Raw genomic sequence first — 21,840 nt, 5'->3', positions numbered from 1 at the left:
TGATGAGATGACCGGTATGAATAACAATAACAATGAAGGCGTCGACGTATCCCGTCGCGGGCTGTTGCTGGTGGGGTTGGGCCTGGGTTTGCAAGTGTTGTTGGCCCCGACTCTGGCCTCTACCACGGTAGCGTTCGCTTCGGCAGCCATGCCTGGGCTGCTCGGCCAACCGGCGACCATGACCCCACGGGCAGCACAGGCAGTGCTGACCCGCGTGGTGGTGGCCGGTGAGCGTTTGGTGGCGTTGGGCGAACGCGGCATGGTCGTGCTGTCCGACGACGGCGGCCGGCATTGGCGCCAGGCCCGCGTACCGGTCAGTGTGACGCTGACATCAGCGAGTTTTGTCGATGCCCGTCAGGGCTGGATCGCTGGCCACAGTGGCGTTGTGTTGCATACCTCTGACGGTGGTGAGAATTGGTCCATTCAGACCGATGGAATCGCCCTGGCACAGGCCAGTCTCGTTCAGGCGCAGGCGTTGCCCGATACCGATGCCGATCGCGAACACCGCGTCCAGCAGGCTCAGCGTCTGGTGGATGACGGTGCAGACAAACCGCTGCTGTCGATCTGTTTTGCCGACGCATTGCACGGGATGGTGGTGGGCGCCTTCGGCCTCGCCGCCAGCACCGATGACGGTGGTAAAACCTGGACGCCTTGTCGCGAGCGTCTGGTCAATCCCATGAGCATGCATCTGTATGTGGTTGCCCACCATGCCAAGACCTGGGTGGTGGCGGGCGAGCAGGGCGTGCTGATGCGCAGCGACGACGATGGCTCTAGCTTCACGGCCTTGACGGCACCTTCCGAACGCACTCTGTTCACCGCAACAGCCACGCGCGGTGGAAGTTTTGTCTTTGCCGGGCTGTTGGGCGCTGCGTGTCGCATCGACTCGGGCAGTCCAACCGTGAACGCCATCGAGCTGGCGGCGCCGTTGACGATTCTTTCAAGCGTTGAGCTGCGCGATGGTCGGGTGATGCTGTTGGCGCAGGGTGGGCGAGTGCTTGCCAGTCGCGACGGTGGTGTCCATTTCGCCGAACAGCAACTGCCGCGACGCGTGCCGCTGACCTCGCTGGTCGAAGCTGCAGACGGAGGGTTGGTGGCCACCAGCATGGGTGGAGTCTCCCGGCTTGGTTGACGACATCCGCCTGAACGCTCACTCGACGCGCCTTATAAGAGTTCAATGACATGACCACAGTGAAACTTGCTGAGACCGGCGCTTGCCGGCTCGAAGACTTTGATCCGCGCTCGGGCAATGTGCTCGAACGCGCCGTGTTCAACCACCGCATCCTGGTGCTGTGTTTGTGCGTGCTGGTCACCGTCCTGCTGGGCTTCAGCGCGCTGAGCCTGAAGCTCAATGCCAGCTTCGAAAAGACCATTCCGACCGGCCACCCGTACATCACCAATTATCTGGAACACAAAAAAGAGCTGACGGGCCTGGGTAACTCGGTGCGCATCGCCGTGGAGGCACGCAAAGGTGACATCTACAACGCGCGTTATCTGGAAACGCTGCGCCAGATCAACGATGACGTATTCACCTTGCAAGGCGTGGATCGCGCGTTCATGAAATCGCTGTGGACGCCAAACGTACGCTGGACCGCGGTGACCGAAGACGGACTGGACGGTGGTCAGGTGATCCCTGCGCACTACGACGGCTCGCCAGCCAAAATCGAAGAGTTGCGCATGAACGTGCAGCGCTCGGGCGAAATCGGCCAGTTGGTCGCGGTCAACGGCGGCTCGACGGTGATTCAGGTGCCGCTGCTGGAACATGACGCGGCCGGCAAACCGCTGGACTACGCGGCGCTGTCCAAGCAGCTTGAGCAGTTGCGCGCCAAGTACAGCAGTGACGAGGTGGCCATTCACATCACCGGGTTTGCCAAGCTGTCCGGCGACCTCATGGATGGCATGCAGGAGGTGATCGGCTTCTTCTTCATCGCACTGATCATCTGTGCGGCAATGGTTTTTCTGTACAACCGTGACGTGATCAGCACCGCGCTGGTGGTGATCACCTCGGTGACCGGCGTGCTCTGGCAACTGGGCCTGCTGCCGCTGCTGGGTTACTCGCTGAACCCGTATTCGATGCTGGTGCCATTTCTGATCTTTGCCATCGGTATCAGCCATGGCGCGCAGAAAATGAACGGCATCCTGCAGGACATCGGTCGGGGCACACACCGTTACGTCGCGGCACGTTTCACCTTTCGCCGCCTGTTCCTCGCGGGCCTGACTGCACTGTTGGCGGACGCCGTCGGCTTCGCGGTGCTGCTGATGATCGACATTCCGGTGATCCGCGAACTGGCCATCGCCGCCAGCCTCGGCGTGCTGGTGCTGGTGATTTCCAATCTGATCCTGCTGCCGGTGTTGTTGAGCTACGTCGGTGTCAGCCGTAAAGCCGCCGAGCGCGCCGTGCGCCGGGAATCGGCAACCGCCGCCGGGGAGAGCAGTGCGTTCTTTATCTGGCTGGTGCGTTTCACCGAAGGCCGTCGTGCCACGGCGGCGATCGTCACGGCGCTGGTGCTTGCGGTGGTCGGCGTTGCCGTCGGCACGCAACTGAAGGTGGGCGATCTCGACCCTGGCGCTCCGGAGCTGCAAGCCGACTCGCGCTACAACCGCGACGTCAGCTACCTGACTACAAACTACGGCGCGAGCAATGATCTCTTCGCGATCATGGTCAAGACATCCGAAGGCAACTGCAGCCAGTACGACGTATTGCGTCGGGTCGACCAACTGGAATGGGCGTTGATGGATCTGCCCGGCGTCGAATCCACGCAGTCGATTGCGCGGCTGCAACGGCGCCTGATGGTCGGCATGAACGAGGGCAGTCCGCTGTGGTACGACCTGTCGAGCAATCAAAGCATGCTCAACACCATCACCGCCCGGGCGCCACGTGAACTGTACAACGAAGAATGCAACCTGTTGACGGTGTACGCCTACCTGCGTGATCACCGCGCCGAGACCTTGCAGCAAGTGGTCGATCTGGTCGAGCGCTTTGCCGCCAAAAACAATGACAAGGACGCCACCTTCCTGTTGGCGGCCGGTTCCGCCGGGATCGACGCGACCACCAACATCGTGGTTCACAAGGCCTGGTACCAGATGTTGTTCATGGTTTACGGGGCAGTGGCGCTGCTGTGCTTTGTGACGTTCCGCTCATGGCGAGCGGTGCTGGTGGCGATGCTGCCGCTGATGCTCACCTCGATTCTGGCCGAAGCCTTGATGGTCGCGCTGGGCATGGGCGTCAAGGTGGCGACCTTGCCGGTGATCGCCCTTGGCGTCGGCATCGGCGTGGATTACGCGCTGTACGTATTGAGCGTAACGCTTGCGCAAATGCGTGCCGGTGCCACGTTGAAACAAGCCTATGCCACGGCGCTGCAGTTCACCGGCCGAGTGGTGTTGCTGACCGGTATCACCCTGGCGGCGGCGGTCGCGACCTGGCATTTCTCCAGCATCAAGTTCCAAGCCGACATGGGTCTGCTGCTGGCGTTCATGTTCTTGTGGAACATGCTCGGCGCCCTAGTACTGATCCCGGCACTGGCGCGGTTTCTGCTGCCCGGCGCACGCGTCGGAGCCGTCGTCGAGGTCACCGAACAAGCACCGCCGCCAGCGGCCTCAGCACCCTTATCCGCAACCAAACCCGAGAAGCCGGTATTCGAAAGATGCCTGCCGTAACCCATCAACCTGTTTTTCACACCACCTAAAATAAGGAAACACCATGGATCGCTATATCAATCGCCTGTTTCACGTGTGCATCACCGTCGCTGATATCGATGCTGCACTTGAGTTCTACTGTGGCGTGCTCGGCCTTGAGTCCATCGGCAAATTGCGCCACGAAAGGGCGCCCGGTGAAATCCTTGGTTTCCCGAACCAGATCATTGAAATCCATGCCGACCACCTCGTCGGCAAAGACAAGGACAACGCCACCGTTATCGACCTGATCGAGTTCGTCGAGCCAAAAACCGTGGTCAACAAAAACGCTTCCGCGCCGCTGAACCACGCTGGCATTAACCGTATGGCGTTTGGTGTAGACGACACCGATGCCATTCATGAGAAGCTCAAGGCGCGCGGCGACATCGTTTTCCTGTGCGAGCCACAAGTGGTGATCGCGCCAACCGGCGGCAAATTCAAGATCCTGACGTTTAAAGACCCGTTCGACAACGTTCTGGAAGTGATTGAGTACTGCAAGTAACCCGTGTTTGTAGAATTTATTACTCGGAAAAATCGGAGAATTTAAATGAGTGTCACACAAGACAAGTCCGAAATTATTGATGTCATCAACCTGTATGGCGTCGCGTTGGACGCTCACGCCTGGGACTTGCTGGACGAGGTGTTTACCGAGGATGCCCACGCTGATTTCGGGCCGGCCGGCGCGGTCTGGAAGTCGGTCGGTGCGCTGAAGTTCGCCTTCAAGGACTTCCACGAAACACTGACCAATCACATGCACACCATGACCGGTTCCTGCGTACACGTGGAGGGCGATACGGCCTACGCGCTGACCTACGGTGACTGGCTGCTGTCCCGTGATTCGGCAGTGGGTGGCCCTGACTGGGTTGGCCGTGGCTGGTACGACGATATTCTGGTGCGCACCGATAAGGGCTGGCGCATCAGCAATCGCGTGTGCCGACTGATTTCCTGGACAGGCAACCCGAATGTGCCTGAACCCGCGTATGAACAGCATCCAGTGATGACCACCCACACGCTGCGCAGTCATCGCGAAGAAGGCAAGGTCCGGTTCTTCGAAGCCATCGCCAAAAAGTAATCAGTTAATAGCAACGACGGATCCACTTCCGATTGTTTGACGGAAGTGGTCTGGGGTTTCTATTGCCCGAAATTCCACTGTGGGGCTCTGGCGAAGAGCAACTTTTTATATTGGAAACTTAACCATGAATGACCAGAGCGTTATCTGGACAGTGGGCATCAATTGCTCAGCGGAAGACGAAGACAAGTTCAATGTTTGGTACGACGACGTGCATGTACCGATGTTGATGCAGGGCGACTGCGTGAGAAAAGTCAGCCGCTTCAAACTGGCCGAGGAGACCTATCACGTCGGCGTAACCACCCAGCCGTGCCCGACGTACCTGACGATTTATGAATTCGACAGCCAGGAAAAATTCGAAGACTGGATGAAGAGCCCGTCGCGCATTGAAGCCGGTGAAGACAAGACAAAGACCTGGGGCGACAAGGTGTATGACGTCCAATGGGCAACGCGTTACGACCTCACTAACACCTGGAACGGCTAATTAAAGGGCGGTAAAAGTCATGAACGCACTGGTTAAAAAACTGCTTCACGTTTGCATCACCGTCCCGGACGTTGATCAGGCCCTCAAGTTCTACCGCGATGTACTGGGTTTTGTTTCGACCTTCGAAACCAGAACCGATGAAGCGGATGGCCCGCTGCTGGGTTTCGCCGAAGATGAGATCAGCATTTACGCCCATCACATCCTCACCGCAGGCGCCGATGCCAAGCACGCCACCGAAATCAACCTGATCGAGTACACCAAACCGGCAACGATCATCGGCGATGGCCCGTATGACTTGATGAATCAGGTCGGGATTACCCGTCTTGCACTGCTGGTTGAAAACACTCGCGAAGCTTTTGAAAAGATCAGCGCGTACGAAGGTGTCGACGTGGTTTGCGAGCCCAAAGACATCATCATCCGCAAGCCTGGGCAAAACCTGACCATGACCTGGTTCAGCTTCAAAGACCCTTACGGCGTGTTCATCACAATTGCCGAACCGCCAAAAGCCTAAGCAGCTCCGTTCAATATCGCGGTTCAGCTTGGGTCGGATCGCCTCATTCCAGTTCAGGAAAATCCAGGAGATAACATGCAGATCGATGTTCTGGTGGACGTAAAAACCACCATCGGTGAGGGCCCTGTATGGGATGTGCAGGAGCAGCGCCTGTACTGGATCGACGTCGTCGGCGGTCGCGTTTATCGCTGCACCGCTGACGGGCGCGAGGTGCGTACGTGGGAAATGCCCGACACCATCGGTTCGATGGCGCTGCGTCGTAATGGCGGTGCCATTGTGGCGCTGGGTTCGGGGTTTCACTTCCTCGACTTCGACACGGGCGAGACCGAGCTGATCGTCAATCCCGAGGCTGACAAGCCGCATAACCGCTTGAATGACGGCAAGGTCGACGCCCGTGGGCGTTTCATCGTCGGCAGCATGGACACCCGCGAGGGCTTCGCTGATGGCACGCTGTTTCGCATCGACCCGGATCTGTCGGTGCATACGCTCGACTCAGGTTTTGCGATTTCCAACGGGCCGTGCTGGAGCCCCGACGGGTCGACGTTCTATTTCTCCGATACTTTTTCCGGTGAAATCTGGGCGTATGACTACGACCTCGAAACTGGTGGCATCGCCAACCGTCGCACGTTCACCAAAGCAGGCTTCACCGAAACGACGACCACCGACGGCTCCACGGTCGATGCCGAAGGCTACCTCTGGAATGCTCAGGTCTACGCCGGCAAGCTGTGCCGCTTTGCGCCGGACGGCAGCCTCGATCGGGTTATCGAAATGCCGGTGAAGAAGGTCACCAGCGTCAACTTCGGCGGGCCTGACATGGACACGTTATTTGTCACTTCGATGGCCAAGCCACCGTTGCCGCGCTATCCGGGTGACAACGTGATGCGCGGGAGTCTTTTCGCGGTTCGTGGTTTGGGTGTGCAAGGGCTGCCAGAGCCGCGTTTTGGTGGCTGAATACGAGTCCGTCGAACGCGATTTCGGAGCTGCTTCGAAATTGAAATTTCCACCGTTACAGGATCGTTGCGATGCCTGAGTTCAAAGACAAAGTCGTACTGATTTCAGGAACCGGCGGGCGTATGGGGCGGATAGCTGCCCAAATGTTTGCCAGAGAAGGCGCGAAAGTACTTGGCTGCGATGTCGCAATCCAGCGATCTGAAGAAACCTGCAGACTGGTGAGAGAGGAGGGTGGAGATTTTTTTTCGCTGGAACCTCTCGATCTGGCCAGCCCCATTGATGCACAACGATGGATAGATGAAGCCATATCGCGCTGGGGGCGAATCGATGTCCTCTATAACAATGCCGCAGGTGTCAGCATTGCCGCTTTTGAAGATGCCTCGATTGAGCATTGGAATTACACCATTCGCAACGAGTTGACGATCGCCTACGTGGCAGCTCGCGCGGTTTGGCCGCAAATGCTGAAACAGCAAAAAGGAGTAATAGTCAACGTGGCGTCGATTGCCGGCCATCTTGAGCTATCCGGTTTTCCTGCAGTTGCGCACGGTGTGGCTAATGCAGGCGTACACGCACTTACGCGTATGCTTGCCGCCCAAGGCGCACCATACGGCATACGTTCGGTAAGTATCAGTCCAGGGCTGATTGCTAATCCAGACGCGCAGCCCTCTCCAGCGCTTGATGAATACGGCTTACCGACAGCGCGACAACTGTGGAAACACGCGGCACTGGGCCGCCCGGCCCGAGCTGAGGAGATTGTTGAAGCCGCTCTGTTTCTTGCATCCGACAGAGCGTCGTATATCACTGGAACCGATATAGCGGTAGACGGTGGAATGTCCAGCATCATCTGGAAATCAGAAGAGTGAGCAATTTACGCTGGCCATTTTGCAATGAATCCCGAGATGCTTGAGGTGAAAAAACCATGCAAACCCATAAAAATCGCGTTGCCGTTGTTTCGGGCGCCGCCAAGGGCATTGGCCAGGAACTGGCGATTCAACTGGCACAACGAGGCGCCGCTCTGGCCCTGCTGGACATCGCCGATCTTTCGCAAACCTGCGAGCTGATTGAGGAGGCGGGCGGCCAAGCCATTGCCATTCATTGTGATGTCAGCCAGGAAACCGACTGGATCGCTGCCGGCGAGGTCGTCAAAAACCACTACGGTCGCTGCGACATTCTGGTCAACAACGCCGGGATCTACCCCAATGTGCACTTCGATGCGCTGGACTTCAAAACCTGGCGACGCACCTTTGAAATCAATCTGGACAGTATGTTTTTGAGCGCAAAAGTCTTCGTACCGATGATGCGCACTAATGGCTGGGGGCGCATCGTCAACGTGTCTTCGACATCGATCGTCACCAACGCCGTTGGCGTCAGCCATTACATGGCAAGCAAGATGGGCATCATTGGCTTCACCCGAGGACTGGCGAATGATCTGGGCAAGGACTTCATTACCGTCAATACGCTCGCGCCCGCACTGACCGCGACACCGGGCACCAGCCATATACCCGACGTCGTACGCGATAGCATCGTCAATTTACAGGCCTTCAAGAGAATGGCGGTGCCCAACGATATTGTCGGGCCGATGCTGTTTTTGACCAGCGAGGACGCACAGTTCGTGACGGGACAGGTGCTGGCTGTCGATGGCGGCATGATGAAAACCTGCTGAGCCGCGTCACCCTCCGGTTGATGGGCGATCGGCAAGCGCAGTCTTGCCGTCGTCATCCTCGTTAATCCCTTCTTTCGCCTGTCCACAACCGGTGATTTTGCGCCCGTTAATCGAGGTTGGATCAGGGCTGGCAAGCCATTCCCGATATGGATAGAGTACGAGCCACCTATAAATTGCTGACGGTGTTCAGCAAGCAATAATAAGAGACGATTTCGCGCATGATGCTCCCCAAGTTGATGCACATCCGCATGTTTGTTGCCGTGTACGAGGAAGGCTCCTTCACTGTCGCTGCCAGCCGCGAAGGGCTGGGACAGTCCGGCGTGTCTGCGCACGTTCGGCAGTTGGAAAATCAATTGGGCGTGCGCCTGTTCGCCCGCGATCGCACGATTATTCCCACGCCCGCCGGGCATGCCTATTACCAACAATGTGTGCAGTTGCTGCGTCAGCACGAAAGCGCCTGCAACGCGGTCGGTCATCGCGCAGAGCCGTCGGACGGTTCGCTGCGCATAGGCATGATTCCGACCATGACGCGTTCGGTATTCAGCCGCGCACTGCTGGCTTTTGAAGCCGCTTACCCCAACGTTTCCGTGCACCTTACCGAAGGCGCAGGCAGCGTGATTGCGACCGCAGTACGCCGTGGCATGCTGGATTTCGCCATCACCCAACGCATGTCTTACGACGGCGGTGGCGGGGCGGTCGGGTTGAGTACATCGTTGTTCACGAGAACACCGGCGTTTCTGGTGTCCTCACCTGATTCAGGTTTACCGCACTGCGAACCGGTGCGCCTGAGCGACATCAAGGATTTGCATCTGGTGCTGCCGATCGGGCGACGACCGCTGCTGGAGCAGTACCTGATCGATCACAAGGTGCAAGTCGTGCAGCGCCTCAACTGGTTCGAGTCCATGCTGGGCGCCATGGATCTGGTGCGCTCCAGCCACTGGGCGGCGATTATTTCCGGGCTGTTTATCGCCGACGATCTGCGGCGCAAGCGCTTCACGCTTAACCCGCTGGCCGATCCAATTCTCTGGAACGAAATGCTGCTGGTAGAGCCGGCGCGCAAACCCTTGTCGACGATTGCCCAGAACTTCATCGGGTTTTTGAAGAAGGCCACCGAAGACATCAACGCGATACCGATCCGTATCGCCCATGGCGAGCAGTCGTCAAACGCAGACTTCAATGAGATATCGCGCCATGAATGACTCGCTACCCGGTCTGCGGGAGATGCAAATGTTCGTGGCGGTGTACGAGACTCGATCGTTCACCGCGGCGGCGGCACGTGAGTTCGCCACTCAGTCAGGCATTTCCCAGCACATCAAACAGATCGAAGAAATGCTTGGCGTGCAGCTGTTTGACCGACAGAAAGGCGTAGAACCTACCGCAGCAGGCACCTCGTTTTACCAGCATTGCCTGGAGGTGGTGGCAGCCAATTCCAGGGCACTGCAGGCGCTGGACACCTTCGAGCAGGGCCTGGCCGGCGAAGTTCGTTTCGGGGTAACGCCGACACTGGCGACTTATCAGCTCGCGCCGGCCTATTTGCGCCTGATGTCGCAGAACCCTAACGCGTCAATCGCGGTGATCGACGCCCCCAGCAATATGCTGATCGACATGGTGCGGGCCGGCGAACTCGACTTTGCGATCATTCCATCGATTTCGCAGCCACCGGCGGATCTGTCCACGACAGTATTTGCCGCCACGCCTGCGTTTCTGGTTTCGTCAATTACCCATGACAGTGGCTTCGAGCATGGCGAACTGATTGAGCTCGACGAGCTGACGGGGTTCAAGCTGTTGGCCCCTGACAGTCGCGAGTATGCGCAGTGGATCGGATCACAACTGGAAGCTCTTTCGGGGCCGGGCCCCTGTTACCAACTCGATGCGGTGCTGGCCACGCTCGACCTGATCAGGCAGAGCGAGTGGATGGCGATTCTTCCAGGCCTGTTATTCGTTCACGATTTCAGTGTTGAACCCGCAGAGCGGGACTTCAGGATCAACCCCTTTGCTGGTGCCGGCCTGACGCTGGAGCTGCTGTTGGTGCAACCGGCGCGGCCAACGCCTTCAGCGCTGATGATGGCGGCGATCAGTGCAATCCAACAGGTGACTCAGGAGCACATTCAGTTGCTCAGCCGTTTCCGGTTTGGCAACCAGCCGGCCGTTCGCAGGTTGCAATAATCGCGGCGGTTTTACGGGGGAGGGTGCAGAGGGGCATTGCCCCTCTGGAGTTCGTCGATCAAGCGTCTGCGAGTGATTTTTGCCCGATCGGGGTGCCCGAATAACCGGCCACCTTGCGCAATACCCGATCGGTGCCGTCACGCGGACTGCCGGAAGCGTCTGGATGATCGTCGAACCAGTTTCCCTTGGGATAGCGGTACATCAAGTCGACCATAAGACGCCGCTCGGCAATCAGCCAAACACCGTCACGACGTTCAAATCGATCAAAATAGCGCGCCCATAATTTAACCGTATCGCCGTTCCAGTGATGACGCTCTGAAGCGGCGTGGTCAGCCTGTAGGTAGGTTTCAACGAACGCAATCTCGGGGCCGTCGAATTCGACCAGGCTATTTCCGAGGAAATGCTGAGTACGGTTGAACCGTGGCATTTCGTCAGTCAGGAACTGAAAGAATCCCTCGGTGCCGCCGACATGAAGGCTTTCGGGAAAGTGGATGTAGGCGTCTTTATGGAAAGCGCCACGCACCAGTGACATGTCAATCCGGTCGAGGCCACGGCAATAGCGCAGCAGGACATCGTGAATTTCGGTGCGCGCGGCAAGTTCTTCGAGCGTCATGGTTATCTCCTGTACTCATTGTTGTTAGAGGTGTAATGGTGCTTTCGCTGGAACAATCGGAAGCTGAATAAAACCCTGGCGATCCGGCCCGGTGTAGACCGTATTGCGCGCGCCGTCGTGGCAGGCACTGTCATATCCGTGCCGGGGGCCATGATCGACGCCGTCGAAAGGCTGTATGTCCACACGCAGCCGGTAACCCTTGCGGATCAACGCTGTGTTGGGAATGATCTCGATTTCCACCATCACCACTTCATCGCTTTCGAGCGGTGCATGGTCGGCTTTGAGGTGTGTGTGCTTGACCGTGTACTCGGTCGTGCGAGATGCATCCACTTGGCGATGCGACGCCTTCAACCAGCCCTTGGCCAAGGGATAGTTGGGCACGTTCATGCCCATTGTGGTCGGGCCGGCGTAGTCGACTTCCAGGCCGTTTTCATCGAGTACACGCAGGCTCACGAAGATGTCCATGTCCTCGCTGGTGGAAGACACCCACAGCCGCGCTTTTCCATACCCCGCGAACACCATGTCTTGCGTCACGGGATCACTGATGAACGAAATCCCGGTTTTCCATATTTCCAGTACTGAAGGGGGTTTGACGGGAAGAAAGCACGGCGGGATGCCCGTGCGCAGTTCAAGAGGAATTTGCGCGGAATAATCTGCCTGCCCGCTGACGACCGGAGGGGTCAACGACAGACGCAGAAAGTTGTCGCGGTGCTCGTCGCCTTGCCAGTCTAATGGCGTGGCGTCGAAGAACCATTGCGGATAGTTCGTTCTTGCGATTGGCCATTCTTGTTCTTCCTGAATATAGGAGGCGCCATTGCCACTTCGAATCTCAAGACGCACCGGCGGGGTGTCCATGATGCCGTTGTCGATGCCTTTCAACCAATGGTCAAAAAAAGCCCGATGATCGGCGATCGCGGTGCGCGAATAGGCTTTGGTGAACCAGTCTTCCCAGAAATCGATCTTCTTCGACGCCGTGTTCGTGGCCAGATAAGCCTCGCTGCTGCCGAGCTGATGGAAGTGCGCCATGTGCGTTGTGCAGGCGATGGCCCATAGCGGCACCTTCACCTTGCTCATGTCCGGGTTCATCAAAATCGTCGAGCGTGGGCCGAACGCCTTGGCGGTATCCGAGTCCTTGAACGTGGCCTGCTTGAGCATGCCGATAAAGTCGACTGCATTGGGCTCGCCACACACCGCGGCCAGCACGCCGGCCTTGTACCAGTGGCTGAAGAACTCCTCGTTGAGGATGCCGCCGGTATAGGCGACCTCGTCGTACAGATCAACATCGGTGCCGATGGCGATCATTGCTTTCAGATGTTGCGGCTCTAGGCTTGCCGCTGCGTGCTGGCTCATCGCGTAGTACGACATCCCCCACAGCCCGACATTACCGTTTGACCAATTCTGTATTCCGGCCCAGTCAATCGCATCGCGAAAGGCTTCGGCGGTTTCTATGCCAAATGGCGCCAGTGTTCCCGGGTTTTTGCCTGAGCCCGGGCCATCCACACGCACCAGCACATAATCATGCGGCACCCAATCCACCGAGTTGGCTGTTTCGTGATTCTCAAACACTTGCCCTTCGGCATTGCCGTGGAAATAGCGCTCCTCCATGTCCTCGTGGGCGACAAAATCGGCGTCGTCGGCAATCGAGTGATGGTAGAACGCCCGACCATAAGGGCCGCAGTTCATGATGACCGGGAAGCGGCCAGGCTTGGCCGGACGGAACACGTCCGCGTACACGTGCAGGCCGTTTTTCAGGGGGATTCTGACGTCCTTGAAACGCAGAATACCGAGTATGTTTCGCCGGACTTCATTGCGTGCCGTCGCCGCATGGCAGAGCTGGCGCGGTGTGCGATCGGTAAAGACGCCGGCGGCCGAAAGCTCGGCGAGCACCGATGCGATCAAAGGATCCTGTTCGAACTCAAGCACCGGGTTCAGCGCGAGGCCGGCAAAGGAAATATCGTGGCGGAAATTGAGGCGATACTGGCCGATAATTTCGTGTGCTGCCGGGTCGATGCAGATGCCACCGTCCAGGTTTCCATCGCGGTCGAGCGAGCAGAGGAAGCGTGCAATGTTTGTCAGTCCAGCGTCGAGCAACTTGTTGATGTTGCCGTCCACGCGGCTGACGATGTCTGCCAGATTGAGTCGGGGTGCGCCGAGTGCGGAACCGATCGGTGTGTTGCCCACCAGAAAGGCAACCCGCTCGCCCTTGCGGTAGTGGAACTCACCGTATTCGTTCGTCATCCCGTTAAGGGTAAAAGTCTGATATCTGAGCCCGGCAACCGGACCGGAAAACACACCGGTATGCAGCGTGCAGGCATCGTGTCCGCTATCGCCAGCAAACAACGCTGTGGCGTGGGTAAAAGTCTGCAGGGTATCGCTCATGAAGAGGTCCTCTTGTAGTGCAGATCTTGGATTTGCGCAGTGCAGCGGCGCGAGTGTAGGTCTGATTTTTGATTAACTCAACACGTGTTGAGTTTTTATGTATAGCATGTATCTCGACACACTGAACAAAGAAAAATGACCACGCACAGGGAAATATCGGCGCCATGAAAATCAATGAAGAACTCACCACAGCGGATGCCCGAGAAATCAAAACCGGGCGGCGTCCTGGCTCGGGCAACAGCCGCCAAACGGTGCTTGAAGCGGCACGCGCGTGTTTTGCCAGCGACGGTTTCGGTGCGACCACGATGCGCCGCGTGGCCGCCGATGCCGGCGTTGACGTGTCCATGGTCATGCAGTTTTTCCGTTCAAAAGACGAGCTGTTTGCGGCGGTGATGAATATTCCGGAATCGGCTCTGGAAAAGCTCGGCGCCGTTTTCGCTGGCACCGACGAGCATCTTGGGGAGCGCGTGGTTCGCGCGTTTCTCCAGGCGTGGGAGGGAGCGCCAGAAGAGTCGGAACCGCTGATGGCGATGCTCAGAAATGCGATGGTCAACGAGCAGGCGCGTCATCAACTACGCGACTACATTGAGTCGCGATTGATTGCAGGCGCAGGCGAATCGCTTGGTCAAGACGCGCGCCTGCGCGCAGGCCTGGCGTTGTCCATGTTGGTGGGAATAGTGACCGGACGACAAATCATCGGCGTGCCGATTCTTGCCGCGACCGATCGGGAGACGCTGGTGGCGGCGGTTGCCCCGGCGATTCAGCACACGCTGCTGCCACCGCCAAAGTGTGCAATCGCCACTGATTGATTGGGGGCATGGTGTTCACCTCATTACGTCAGGTGAACACCATGGTTCCGTTCAAGGCTACAACGCTTGACCGGTCAGGGAACGATCGGCAGTTGCAGGAAACTCGGGTACTCCGGCCCAGTGTAAATGCGGTTCACGGCATCGACGTGGTAGCTCTTGTCATAGGCACGAACCGGTACGCCGGCCGGCGCATAAGGCTGGATATCCACCAGCAAACGGCAGCCTTTGCGGATCCTCGCGGTGCTCGGGTTCAGACCGATTTCAACCGGCACGATGTCTCCTCGCTGCAGCGGCGCGCAGTCTTTCTCCAGGTGGGTGTGCACCGGCCAATATTCGGTAGTGCGTTCGGCATCCAGCGCACGGCGGGACACTTTCAACAAGCCATGCCCGACCGGATGGATGTGCACCGGATCCACCGGCAGCACCACGGATTCGTAACGGATTTCGCGATCCTGCTCATCAAGAACCCGCAGCGAGACAAATACGTCCATATCTTCGCTGGTCGATTCCACCCACAACCCGACCTTCATGTAGCCGGCGAGGGTCATGTCTTCGCTCATCGGCTCGCTGACAAACGAGATGCCGGTCGACCAGCGTGGCGTGCCGTCACTGGAGCCTGCCGGTGCGAGGGTTGGCGTGCCCAGATCAAGGTGCGCATCGTATTCGGCGCGGCTTTGTTCGGTGGGCAGTGACTCGGTGATGCGCAGCGCATTGGGACGACGACCGTCGTTTTGCCAGTCTGAAGGGCGAGCATCGAGGTACCAGCGACGGTATTCTGTACGCGCTATCGGCCACTCGTTTTCATGCAGGACGAAGTGAGCTCCGCTGCCTGTTCGCACCTGCACTCGCACCGGCGCTTCATCCATCACGCCGTTGTCGATGCCCTTGAGCCAGTAATCGAAATAGCGCATGTGTTCGGCGATCGATTTGTTGCTGTAGGAGTCCGGGAACCAGGCATCTGCGAAATCGAATTTGCGCGCTTTGGCAGCGGTGGAACGGATGTAAGTTTCGCTGCTGCCGAGTTGGTGAATGATCGCACCGACTTGCGGGCCGACGATCCACACCGGGGCAGTGGCTTTGCTCATGTCCGGACGCATGAAGATGCTGCCGCGCGGGCCATAGGCGTTGATGTCGTTGAACGGCGTCGCCAGCACGCGGGCCATCCAGTCGGTTTCCGGACGTTCGCCACAGTGGTTGTTGCCGGACCAGATCTTCCACCACCAGTTCCAGAAGCCGGAGCCGAAGATGCCACCGCCGTACAGGGCTTCGTTGTAGATATCCGCGTCGGTGCCTTGCGCAATCATCGCCTTGAGGTGCGAAGGTTGCAGGCTGGCCACACTGTGCTGGGCCATCGCCAGGTACGACATGCCCCACAAACCGACGTTGCCATTGGACCAAGGCTGAGTGCCTGCCCATTCGATGGCGTCGTAATAATCTTCGGCTTCCTGAACGCTGAAGGGCGCTTGCAGGCCCGGGCTTTTGCACACGCCACGCGCGTCGACGCGGATGCACACATAGCCTTCAGGAACCCACACCGAGGTGTCGACGGTCTCGTGATTTTCGTACTGGGCGCCATCCGGATTGCCGGAAAAATAACGATCCTCCATCTGCTCCTTGCGCAGAACGTCGGCCTCGTTGCAAATGCAGTCGTGATAAAAGCTCTTGCCGTAAAAGCCCTTGCTCATGACGATCGGATATTTACCCGACTCGGCAGGCCGGAAGACGTCGGCGCAAACGTATGAACCGTCGCGCAAGGGAATGCGCACATCTGTCATCTTGATGATGCCGCGAATATTGCGGCGCAATTCGTTACGGCTGGTGGCGGCATCGCACAGTGTACGCGGCGTTTTGTCTGTGAACACACCGGGCGTAGCGTTGAGTGTTTCGAGAATCTGCAGCAGGTTCGGATCGTTGGCAAAATCGACCACGCCGCCTTGGCCCATCGGCATCACCGGTGGGCTGAAATTGATCGGCTTAGCGCCAATCAGCTCATGCACAACCGGCGCAATTTTTACGCCTGACTCGATGCTGCCTTGTTGATCCAGGGTATGCACGAAACGGGCTAGGTTGGTGACCGAAGGATCGAGCAGCTTATCGATCTTGCCGTCGACACGATTGGCCAGTTGCGCCAGATTCAGGCGTGGTGCGGCCTGCATGGCGCCCAACACGATACCGCCGACAGCGAAGCTGATGGCTTCGCCGGCGCGGTAGTGGAATTCACCACTGTCGGAGGTCACGCCGGATAGGGTGGGGGTCTGATATTTGAGTCCGGCGATCGGGCCGGCAAAAATACCTGTCAATACGGGGCTCAGTGCAGGTGCAGGAGACAGACTCATGCTGGATTCCTTATTGTTCTTGATTATGGGATCGATTCCAGTAAGGTACGGCGGACGAGAAAATAATTCAACACTCGTTGATATGGACGATGTTTCGTAATAATTTGGATATGACTATGAAGAAAGAAACCACTCCTGCGCCGCGTCGTGGGCGTCGGCCAGGCCCCAATAGCACGCGGCATCTGGTGCTCGAAGCAGCACGTGCGCGTTTTGCCAGCGACGGGTTTGCCGGCACGACTATCCGACTTGTGGCAGCTGACGCTGGGGTCGATGTGGCTCAGGTGATGCAGTTTTTTCGCTCCAAGGACGAACTCTTTGCCGCTGTGATGGCGATCCCTGCGTCGGCGCTGGAGCGTTTCGATGCGCTCTATGAAGGACCGGACGAGCATTTGGGCGAGCGGGTCGTGCGTGCGTTTCTCACAGCGTGGGAGGGCATCCCGGAAGAATCGGAACCGTTGATGGCCACGCTTCGTGGCGCGTTCGTCAATGACCAGGCACGCGATCAGTTACGCGCCTTCATTCAATCGCGATTGCTGGGTGGTACTCACGAGCATCTCGAACCTGAAGCTAAGCTGCGATCCGGCCTCGCGGCGTCCTTGCTGGTCGGCATGGTGGTCAGCCGACGCATCATCGGCGTGCCAATGATGGTTGCCGCAGAACCAGAAGAACTGGTGAGGATCATCGGTCCTGCCATTCAAAAGATTCTGGTACCCGAGAGCTGATTGATTGAGCGCGGCGGGAAAATCCACAACGATCTGCCCATGCATTGAAAGAGGAGGGAGCACATGGCCAATTTTTCAGCCGCCAGTTTCAAAACAGTCCACCTCGGAATATTGCTCGGACAGACCGCCGCGCTGAAAGACCGGCTATTAGATCGGCACCTGGTGCCGCTGGGCATCACCGCCGCACAACTCAAAGTGTTGCGGATCGTAGGTCGCGGCGATGACACGGCGGTGGCGTTGTGTCGACACCTGTCCATTCACAGCGCGTCGATGACGCGAATGCTTGATCGCCTTGAACGCAAAGGCCTGATCGTCCGCACACAGGATGGTCAGGATCGACGCCAGGTGCGTCTGATGCTGACCGAGAAAGGCGAATCACTGAGATCGATGTTCCCGCCGATGGAGGCCGTCGCGATGAATGAATTCACGGGTTGCCTCACCACTGAGGAGCTGAAGTGCCTAGAGAGTCTATTAGGAAAAATGCTCTCAGACGTTTCCCAGTAGCGTGATCACCAACACAACGTGATCCGCTGCCGAACTACGTCGCGGCTCAAACGCTTAAAACCGCTCGACAGACATCCCGAACAACGCGCCACTGCCGGCACGGATGCTTTTCCAGGCTATCAATCCGTGGCAGCAGCCGCGCATGGACAAGGGTTCTATCGTGATCGCCTGTTCAGGCGCGGCATCGATGGGGTTGCGGCCCCTGACACTGGATCGGTTTCGCCGGCGCTTTCCCGGCATCCGCGTGAAGGTGATCGAAGGCACGTATCCGACTTTTCGGTGTATCACACGGAATTTCTGCTGACCCCGGCCGCGCAATTTCTCCACGACATGGCCGAACAGGCAGCGCTGGACAGCAACGCTACGCTGCGTCGCCGGTTAGAGCGCGAAGGCAGCGCTTACCAAGCGATTAAAAATGAAGTGCGTCTCGGCGTAGCATTCAAACAACTGCGGAGTTCCGCAAGAAGCATCGGCGAAATCGCCAAGCTGGTCGGGTTCCAAGAGATAAGCGCATTTCACCGTGCGTTCAAGAAATGGACAGGGGAGAGCTCGGGACGATATCGGAAAAAGGCTAATGCCTGAAGATCACCAAAGAGGGCGCCTCAATATTGACTTATAACTCAACTAAATAGATGTTTAGTTGAGTTGGCAAATGACTTTACCATTGAGGTTGTTAGGAAGGCATCACGACTGGTAGTACATAGTCTAGCTTCAAGAGCAAAAATCACCCATCAGGCAACTTGCGCTATGTGCTCTGATGTGGCATCAACCTAATCTTGCGGAGTAGCAAAACTGGAAAAATCCGTAGTGATTGATACGTTTCTCCTTGATATTTTAATGGTCGATGAAGAGGGACAACACCTACCGAAACCGATGATTACGGTCATCATCGACAGTGCATCAAAAGCAATAATAGATCTAACCATCTCAACGCGAACCCCAAAAGTTCGAGCAGCGATACAGAGCATTGAAACCCCAGCGGCGCTAGGCAAATCAACGCTTGTACGCAGGCTCAGTACCATTCTGTTAACTCGTTTTTTGACTTGTTAACTACGGTAGTTAACAAGTCAAAATTGTGGTTTACAGCGGTACGGGACTATCAATTTGCTGAGCTTTTGAATCTGCCGAATTCTGGCGAGCTTCCAGGATATTTGGTGGCAGGAAAGCTGCACAACCCTCAAGCCCAAGGTGAACACCGCAAAACCCTCCGTATCTGCATGTAATTCGGCCGACGTTTGCCTTTTCCCCATACCGGTAGTGGCTGCCCTTGAAACCAGCGCACCAACTCCATGCTGAACGCTACAGATTTCACACAGCGACGTGATTGCAGGTGGGGATGTGTCGTAAGCATTGCAGCCCCTAGGCTGCCAGGTAATCGCACTAGCTCTATGACCTTAACTGAATGGAATGTCTCAGCCGTTGATCCTTACCACGAGAGACAACCGGTGAAATCCGAGCATCAACTCTGCGCTGCAGGCTTCAGATTTCACGCAGCGTCGTTTTGGGGAAATAGACCCGCGCGGGCCCAGCAAGTAAAACCTTTAAACGGAGACCGCGAGTATTAATGGAGACAAAAATGAACACGGTATGGAGAACCAGTGCAGATCATCGGGCGATCGTACTGACCCTAAACTCATCAGATAGAATGCTAAATGCGCGGGTTAGACCACGAGGAAGTAATTTTTTTTAATGGAGACGAAACCATCGTTTCAAACATTTACTTCCCAAAATTTCAAACTTTTACTTCAGAGCGCTGAGCGATGCTGGAGATTGAAATGCTGTGCGCAACCACCCCAACCTCGTAATACTTTGTTACGTGTAATGTATATTATGTTAAATCATGTATTACGGAATGGTGTTCACAACCTCTCTGTCTGTCTCCACTAACCTACGCAACCGATTCCACAAACCCCCGTACTCCTTGCAAATCAGCATCCATGGCACCCAGAGCTCAAGCATTTTGTCATCTCCCGTTTCTCAAACCTGCGAAGCACTATCAGTATTCACCGCCGCCCAATTCATTCCTATACCGCTTTCCCATCACGACGCTGGTGGACTAATGACCTAAACATCTTCACCAAAACAGTGACCATCACCAACTTAGCTACCACTCCATGTCACTGATCAGGTCACGCACTGCCGAACTAGATTAACGCTATAAATACAGCATCCATTTCCCTTTCATTTTTCTTTGCTAACCTGAAGCCAACTTCAAACCGATCCCGAATACCTCAACGAGATTGTAGCTCGTGGGAGCGCTTATGGCGGTACCGTTCACTCCATTCCCTATTTTCGCGCCGTATGAACATTGGAAGCCTGTTGGCGCAACCGATGTTCCGGAAAACCTAGCCGTCCGACGTAGACTCGACGACGTCGATCCAGCCTGCCAGGCGTACCTGAGCATCCTGTACTGCTCGCATTTCCTGGAATATTCATCACACCGGTGGGCCCCAGCTTGGGCCAAGTCTCTCTATACCCAGACCTGCCGATTCCTCGAGCAGATGCTGAATTGGAGCTTTAATGCTGGCATTTCACTCTTGGCCTGGGAGACGCCGCATTTCCTGCAGTTTCTCGAATTCCTATGCCATCCCCCGATTTCATGGTGTTCAACAGCGTCACACACCAAATATGGAGGGACTGCAGGACAGGCCTTCAAAACCCGGCCCATCAACGAGCGATGGAAGCTCTTTTACCGACATATTGACAGTGCCGGCGCTGCCAAGCCTACCCGCAGAGACATGCAGCGGTGCGCTAAGATCGTGAGGGATTTCTTCGATTTCTACATCTCGGATACCACCGCCGAAACCGTCTCCGACAATCGCTCGGCAAATTTTTCGGACAGGGGCTCATCAGCCCGTTCTGTAGGAAAAGCTCCAACGACAGCCAGAAATAGCGCCAAAAACGACGTTAAAAATAGCCACACAGGCAATGCTTCAACTTCCCAGCTAAGAGTGAACTGCGCCCAAACCGCCCCGACTGGTCTCTTCAAAACCTTAGCTGAAAGCCGGCCATTAGTGACCCACGAGCCTCACGAGCTGGAATGGGCATTCCAGCAACTTATGGACGGTGTCGTTCCGGTATTACGGTCAGAACAGATACTCTTCTACATGGCAATTGCCCGATTTTCCCGTATAAAAATTTCGCATGTACACTCCTTGAGCCAGTTTCAAAGGAACTCAGAAAGTGGCTGGACTTTCGCGAACGGTCTGCCATCTGGCGCTGTAATGGAACTTACCTCCGAATTTTCGGCTCATCTGGAGCGTTACCTCGGATGGTACTCAATTGATTTTAGTGAACCATTGCCAGTACTACCGGCTTTCCCTTCGAATGACGGCAGCATCAGTTATGCGACTGATACGCTCGAGTCGCACCTCAAACAATTTCGCAAACGGCTATCAAGTGCGGCTAGCGTTTGTGCTGACTCGGCGATCGCGAGAGCCGAAACTAATTTCGCAGGCATGACATTCACCACGATTCGAAGATCTACGATATTTACTTGGAAGACCTATGGGGCCGAGTTCGTTGCTCAGCGTCGTCGCGAATGGGTCAAACGTTCCAGGTAGTCACTGGTTGAATCTTCATGAGAGATCGCCAGATATGGCTTCGCTGCCTTCAATTGGCGTGGCTCTACGAGCACGGCTGTCGTGAATCAAGCCGCCCGCTGGGCGCGCGTCTTGACCCTGGCGGGCTTACATCCTCACGCCTGCGCGCTCCGCTTACGATCGCCATCAAGGGAAATCTTTGCCTGGGTCAGATGTGCTACAACCAGCCGACGACTTGGCTGCCTCGGCTGATTGCAGATTGCTGAGGGCACGGCGGATTGGGTAGTAGTATTCCCTGGCCCACAGCACCCGATTCAGCAGGAGTTGTTGGTTACCGCCGGTCTGTCTGATCTTTTCGGTTCACAGGGCGTTCCTCAGAGCGTCGGTGATACTCAGTGGTTGGCGGCGGCGGTGTCTTGTTT

The 21,840-nt window shown here is 56.8% G+C and carries 18 protein-coding genes and 1 pseudogene; 16 read left to right on the top strand and 3 right to left on the bottom strand.

Annotation, left to right across the window (positions count from 1 at the left end; all coding sequences use genetic code 11):
* Window positions 1-16 precede the first annotated feature (16 nt).
* From QMX93_RS01780 to QMX93_RS01730, 11 genes are all read left to right on the top strand, one after another.
* Complete coding sequence (locus QMX93_RS01780; RefSeq protein WP_282351977.1) at window positions 17-1,129, top strand: YCF48-related protein; 1,113 nt, start codon at window positions 17-19, stop codon at window positions 1,127-1,129.
* Window positions 1,130-1,179: 50 nt separating this feature from the next.
* The gene (locus QMX93_RS01775; RefSeq protein WP_282351975.1) at window positions 1,180-3,654 is read left to right on the top strand and encodes an MMPL family transporter; all 2,475 of its coding nucleotides are present in this window, start codon (window positions 1,180-1,182) and stop codon (window positions 3,652-3,654) included.
* A 43-nt stretch (window positions 3,655-3,697) separates the two neighbouring features.
* Window positions 3,698-4,171, top strand: a complete 474-nt coding sequence (locus tag QMX93_RS01770) for a VOC family protein (RefSeq protein ID WP_134421495.1) — start codon at window positions 3,698-3,700, stop codon at window positions 4,169-4,171.
* 45 nt (window positions 4,172-4,216) lie between these two features.
* Entirely contained in the window at window positions 4,217-4,741 is a 525-nt protein-coding gene (locus QMX93_RS01765; protein WP_017337776.1) for a nuclear transport factor 2 family protein, read from the top strand.
* A 124-nt stretch (window positions 4,742-4,865) separates the two neighbouring features.
* Window positions 4,866-5,222: a DUF4286 family protein gene (locus QMX93_RS01760; protein ID WP_017337777.1), complete on the top strand. Its 357-nt coding sequence runs from the start codon at window positions 4,866-4,868 to the stop codon at window positions 5,220-5,222.
* Window positions 5,223-5,241: 19 nt separating this feature from the next.
* A complete protein-coding gene (locus QMX93_RS01755; protein WP_282351957.1) occupies window positions 5,242-5,733 on the top strand; it encodes a VOC family protein in 492 nt (163 codons plus the stop codon).
* A gap of 75 nt (window positions 5,734-5,808) precedes the next feature.
* A complete protein-coding gene (locus tag QMX93_RS01750; protein WP_212551028.1) occupies window positions 5,809-6,684 on the top strand; it encodes an SMP-30/gluconolactonase/LRE family protein in 876 nt (291 codons plus the stop codon).
* Window positions 6,685-6,755: 71 nt separating this feature from the next.
* Window positions 6,756-7,547 carry an SDR family oxidoreductase gene (locus QMX93_RS01745; RefSeq protein WP_282351949.1) on the top strand — a complete coding sequence of 264 codons (792 nt, stop codon included), beginning with the start codon at window positions 6,756-6,758 and terminating at the stop codon, window positions 7,545-7,547.
* A gap of 56 nt (window positions 7,548-7,603) precedes the next feature.
* The gene (locus QMX93_RS01740; protein WP_282351947.1) at window positions 7,604-8,347 is read left to right on the top strand and encodes an SDR family NAD(P)-dependent oxidoreductase; all 744 of its coding nucleotides are present in this window, start codon (window positions 7,604-7,606) and stop codon (window positions 8,345-8,347) included.
* A 218-nt stretch (window positions 8,348-8,565) separates the two neighbouring features.
* Window positions 8,566-9,546 (top strand): LysR family transcriptional regulator, encoded by a 981-nt coding sequence (locus QMX93_RS01735; protein ID WP_282351945.1) that lies wholly within the window; start codon window positions 8,566-8,568, stop codon window positions 9,544-9,546.
* Window positions 9,539-10,513 carry a LysR family transcriptional regulator gene (locus QMX93_RS01730; RefSeq protein WP_282351943.1) on the top strand — a complete coding sequence of 325 codons (975 nt, stop codon included), beginning with the start codon at window positions 9,539-9,541 and terminating at the stop codon, window positions 10,511-10,513. The genes QMX93_RS01735 and QMX93_RS01730 overlap by 8 nt, the downstream gene beginning before the upstream one ends.
* Window positions 10,514-10,571: 58 nt before the next feature.
* Here QMX93_RS01730 and QMX93_RS01725 read toward each other — a convergent pair whose 3' ends face one another.
* Both QMX93_RS01725 and QMX93_RS01720 read right to left on the bottom strand, forming a co-directional pair.
* On the bottom strand, window positions 10,572-11,126 hold the full coding sequence (locus tag QMX93_RS01725; protein ID WP_282351942.1) for a nuclear transport factor 2 family protein: 555 nt from the start codon (window positions 11,124-11,126) through the stop codon (window positions 10,572-10,574).
* A 24-nt stretch (window positions 11,127-11,150) separates the two neighbouring features.
* Entirely contained in the window at window positions 11,151-13,505 is a 2,355-nt protein-coding gene (locus QMX93_RS01720; protein WP_282351940.1) for a CocE/NonD family hydrolase, read from the bottom strand.
* Between the two features lie 164 nt (window positions 13,506-13,669).
* Between QMX93_RS01720 and QMX93_RS01715 the strand changes: the two genes are divergently transcribed.
* Window positions 13,670-14,314, top strand: coding sequence for a TetR family transcriptional regulator (locus QMX93_RS01715; RefSeq protein WP_282351938.1), 645 nt, complete (start codon window positions 13,670-13,672; stop codon window positions 14,312-14,314).
* Window positions 14,315-14,388: 74 nt separating this feature from the next.
* Here the strand turns inward: QMX93_RS01715 and QMX93_RS01710 are convergent, their stop codons facing one another.
* Window positions 14,389-16,650 carry a CocE/NonD family hydrolase gene (locus tag QMX93_RS01710; protein WP_282351936.1) on the bottom strand — a complete coding sequence of 754 codons (2,262 nt, stop codon included), beginning with the start codon at window positions 16,648-16,650 and terminating at the stop codon, window positions 14,389-14,391.
* Between the two features lie 116 nt (window positions 16,651-16,766).
* Here QMX93_RS01710 and QMX93_RS01705 point away from each other — a divergent pair, with 116 nt between their 5' ends.
* From QMX93_RS01705 to QMX93_RS01690, 4 genes and pseudogenes are all read left to right on the top strand, one after another.
* A complete protein-coding gene (locus QMX93_RS01705; RefSeq protein ID WP_282351934.1) occupies window positions 16,767-17,372 on the top strand; it encodes a TetR family transcriptional regulator in 606 nt (201 codons plus the stop codon).
* Between the two features lie 63 nt (window positions 17,373-17,435).
* The gene (locus tag QMX93_RS01700) at window positions 17,436-17,876 is read left to right on the top strand and encodes a MarR family transcriptional regulator (protein ID WP_282351932.1); all 441 of its coding nucleotides are present in this window, start codon (window positions 17,436-17,438) and stop codon (window positions 17,874-17,876) included.
* Window positions 17,877-18,224: 348 nt separating this feature from the next.
* A pseudogene (locus tag QMX93_RS01695) lies at window positions 18,225-18,458 on the top strand (AraC family transcriptional regulator); the annotation flags it as partial.
* Between the two features lie 1,679 nt (window positions 18,459-20,137).
* Window positions 20,138-21,439, top strand: coding sequence for a hypothetical protein (locus QMX93_RS01690; RefSeq protein WP_282351929.1), 1,302 nt, complete (start codon window positions 20,138-20,140; stop codon window positions 21,437-21,439).
* Window positions 21,440-21,840: the final 401 nt, after the last annotated feature.

Source organism: Pseudomonas sp. PS01303 (genome assembly GCF_029959385.1).
GTDB lineage: Bacteria > Pseudomonadota > Gammaproteobacteria > Pseudomonadales > Pseudomonadaceae > Aquipseudomonas > Aquipseudomonas rustica.
This window is presented reverse-complemented; position numbering and strand designations above follow the sequence as displayed.

What these genes read in the sequence shown, in the direction of transcription:
- QMX93_RS01710 (WP_282351936.1), bottom strand. Translation starts at nt 16,650, where the DNA reads ATGAGTCTGTCTCCTGCACCTGCACTGAGCCCCGTATTGACAGGTATT.
- QMX93_RS01755 (WP_282351957.1), top strand. Translation starts at nt 5,242, where the DNA reads ATGAACGCACTGGTTAAAAAACTGCTTCACGTTTGCATCACCGTCCCG.
- QMX93_RS01760 (WP_017337777.1), top strand. Translation starts at nt 4,866, where the DNA reads ATGAATGACCAGAGCGTTATCTGGACAGTGGGCATCAATTGCTCAGCG.
- QMX93_RS01780 (WP_282351977.1), top strand. Translation starts at nt 17, where the DNA reads ATGAATAACAATAACAATGAAGGCGTCGACGTATCCCGTCGCGGGCTG.
- QMX93_RS01775 (WP_282351975.1), top strand. Translation starts at nt 1,180, where the DNA reads ATGACCACAGTGAAACTTGCTGAGACCGGCGCTTGCCGGCTCGAAGAC.
- QMX93_RS01715 (WP_282351938.1), top strand. Translation starts at nt 13,670, where the DNA reads ATGAAAATCAATGAAGAACTCACCACAGCGGATGCCCGAGAAATCAAA.
- QMX93_RS01725 (WP_282351942.1), bottom strand. Translation starts at nt 11,126, where the DNA reads ATGACGCTCGAAGAACTTGCCGCGCGCACCGAAATTCACGATGTCCTG.
- QMX93_RS01740 (WP_282351947.1), top strand. Translation starts at nt 7,604, where the DNA reads ATGCAAACCCATAAAAATCGCGTTGCCGTTGTTTCGGGCGCCGCCAAG.
- QMX93_RS01705 (WP_282351934.1), top strand. Translation starts at nt 16,767, where the DNA reads ATGAAGAAAGAAACCACTCCTGCGCCGCGTCGTGGGCGTCGGCCAGGC.
- QMX93_RS01750 (WP_212551028.1), top strand. Translation starts at nt 5,809, where the DNA reads ATGCAGATCGATGTTCTGGTGGACGTAAAAACCACCATCGGTGAGGGC.
- QMX93_RS01720 (WP_282351940.1), bottom strand. Translation starts at nt 13,505, where the DNA reads ATGAGCGATACCCTGCAGACTTTTACCCACGCCACAGCGTTGTTTGCT.
- QMX93_RS01735 (WP_282351945.1), top strand. Translation starts at nt 8,566, where the DNA reads ATGATGCTCCCCAAGTTGATGCACATCCGCATGTTTGTTGCCGTGTAC.
- QMX93_RS01700 (WP_282351932.1), top strand. Translation starts at nt 17,436, where the DNA reads ATGGCCAATTTTTCAGCCGCCAGTTTCAAAACAGTCCACCTCGGAATA.
- QMX93_RS01765 (WP_017337776.1), top strand. Translation starts at nt 4,217, where the DNA reads ATGAGTGTCACACAAGACAAGTCCGAAATTATTGATGTCATCAACCTG.
- QMX93_RS01745 (WP_282351949.1), top strand. Translation starts at nt 6,756, where the DNA reads ATGCCTGAGTTCAAAGACAAAGTCGTACTGATTTCAGGAACCGGCGGG.
- QMX93_RS01770 (WP_134421495.1), top strand. Translation starts at nt 3,698, where the DNA reads ATGGATCGCTATATCAATCGCCTGTTTCACGTGTGCATCACCGTCGCT.
- QMX93_RS01730 (WP_282351943.1), top strand. Translation starts at nt 9,539, where the DNA reads ATGAATGACTCGCTACCCGGTCTGCGGGAGATGCAAATGTTCGTGGCG.
- QMX93_RS01690 (WP_282351929.1), top strand. Translation starts at nt 20,138, where the DNA reads ATGGCGGTACCGTTCACTCCATTCCCTATTTTCGCGCCGTATGAACAT.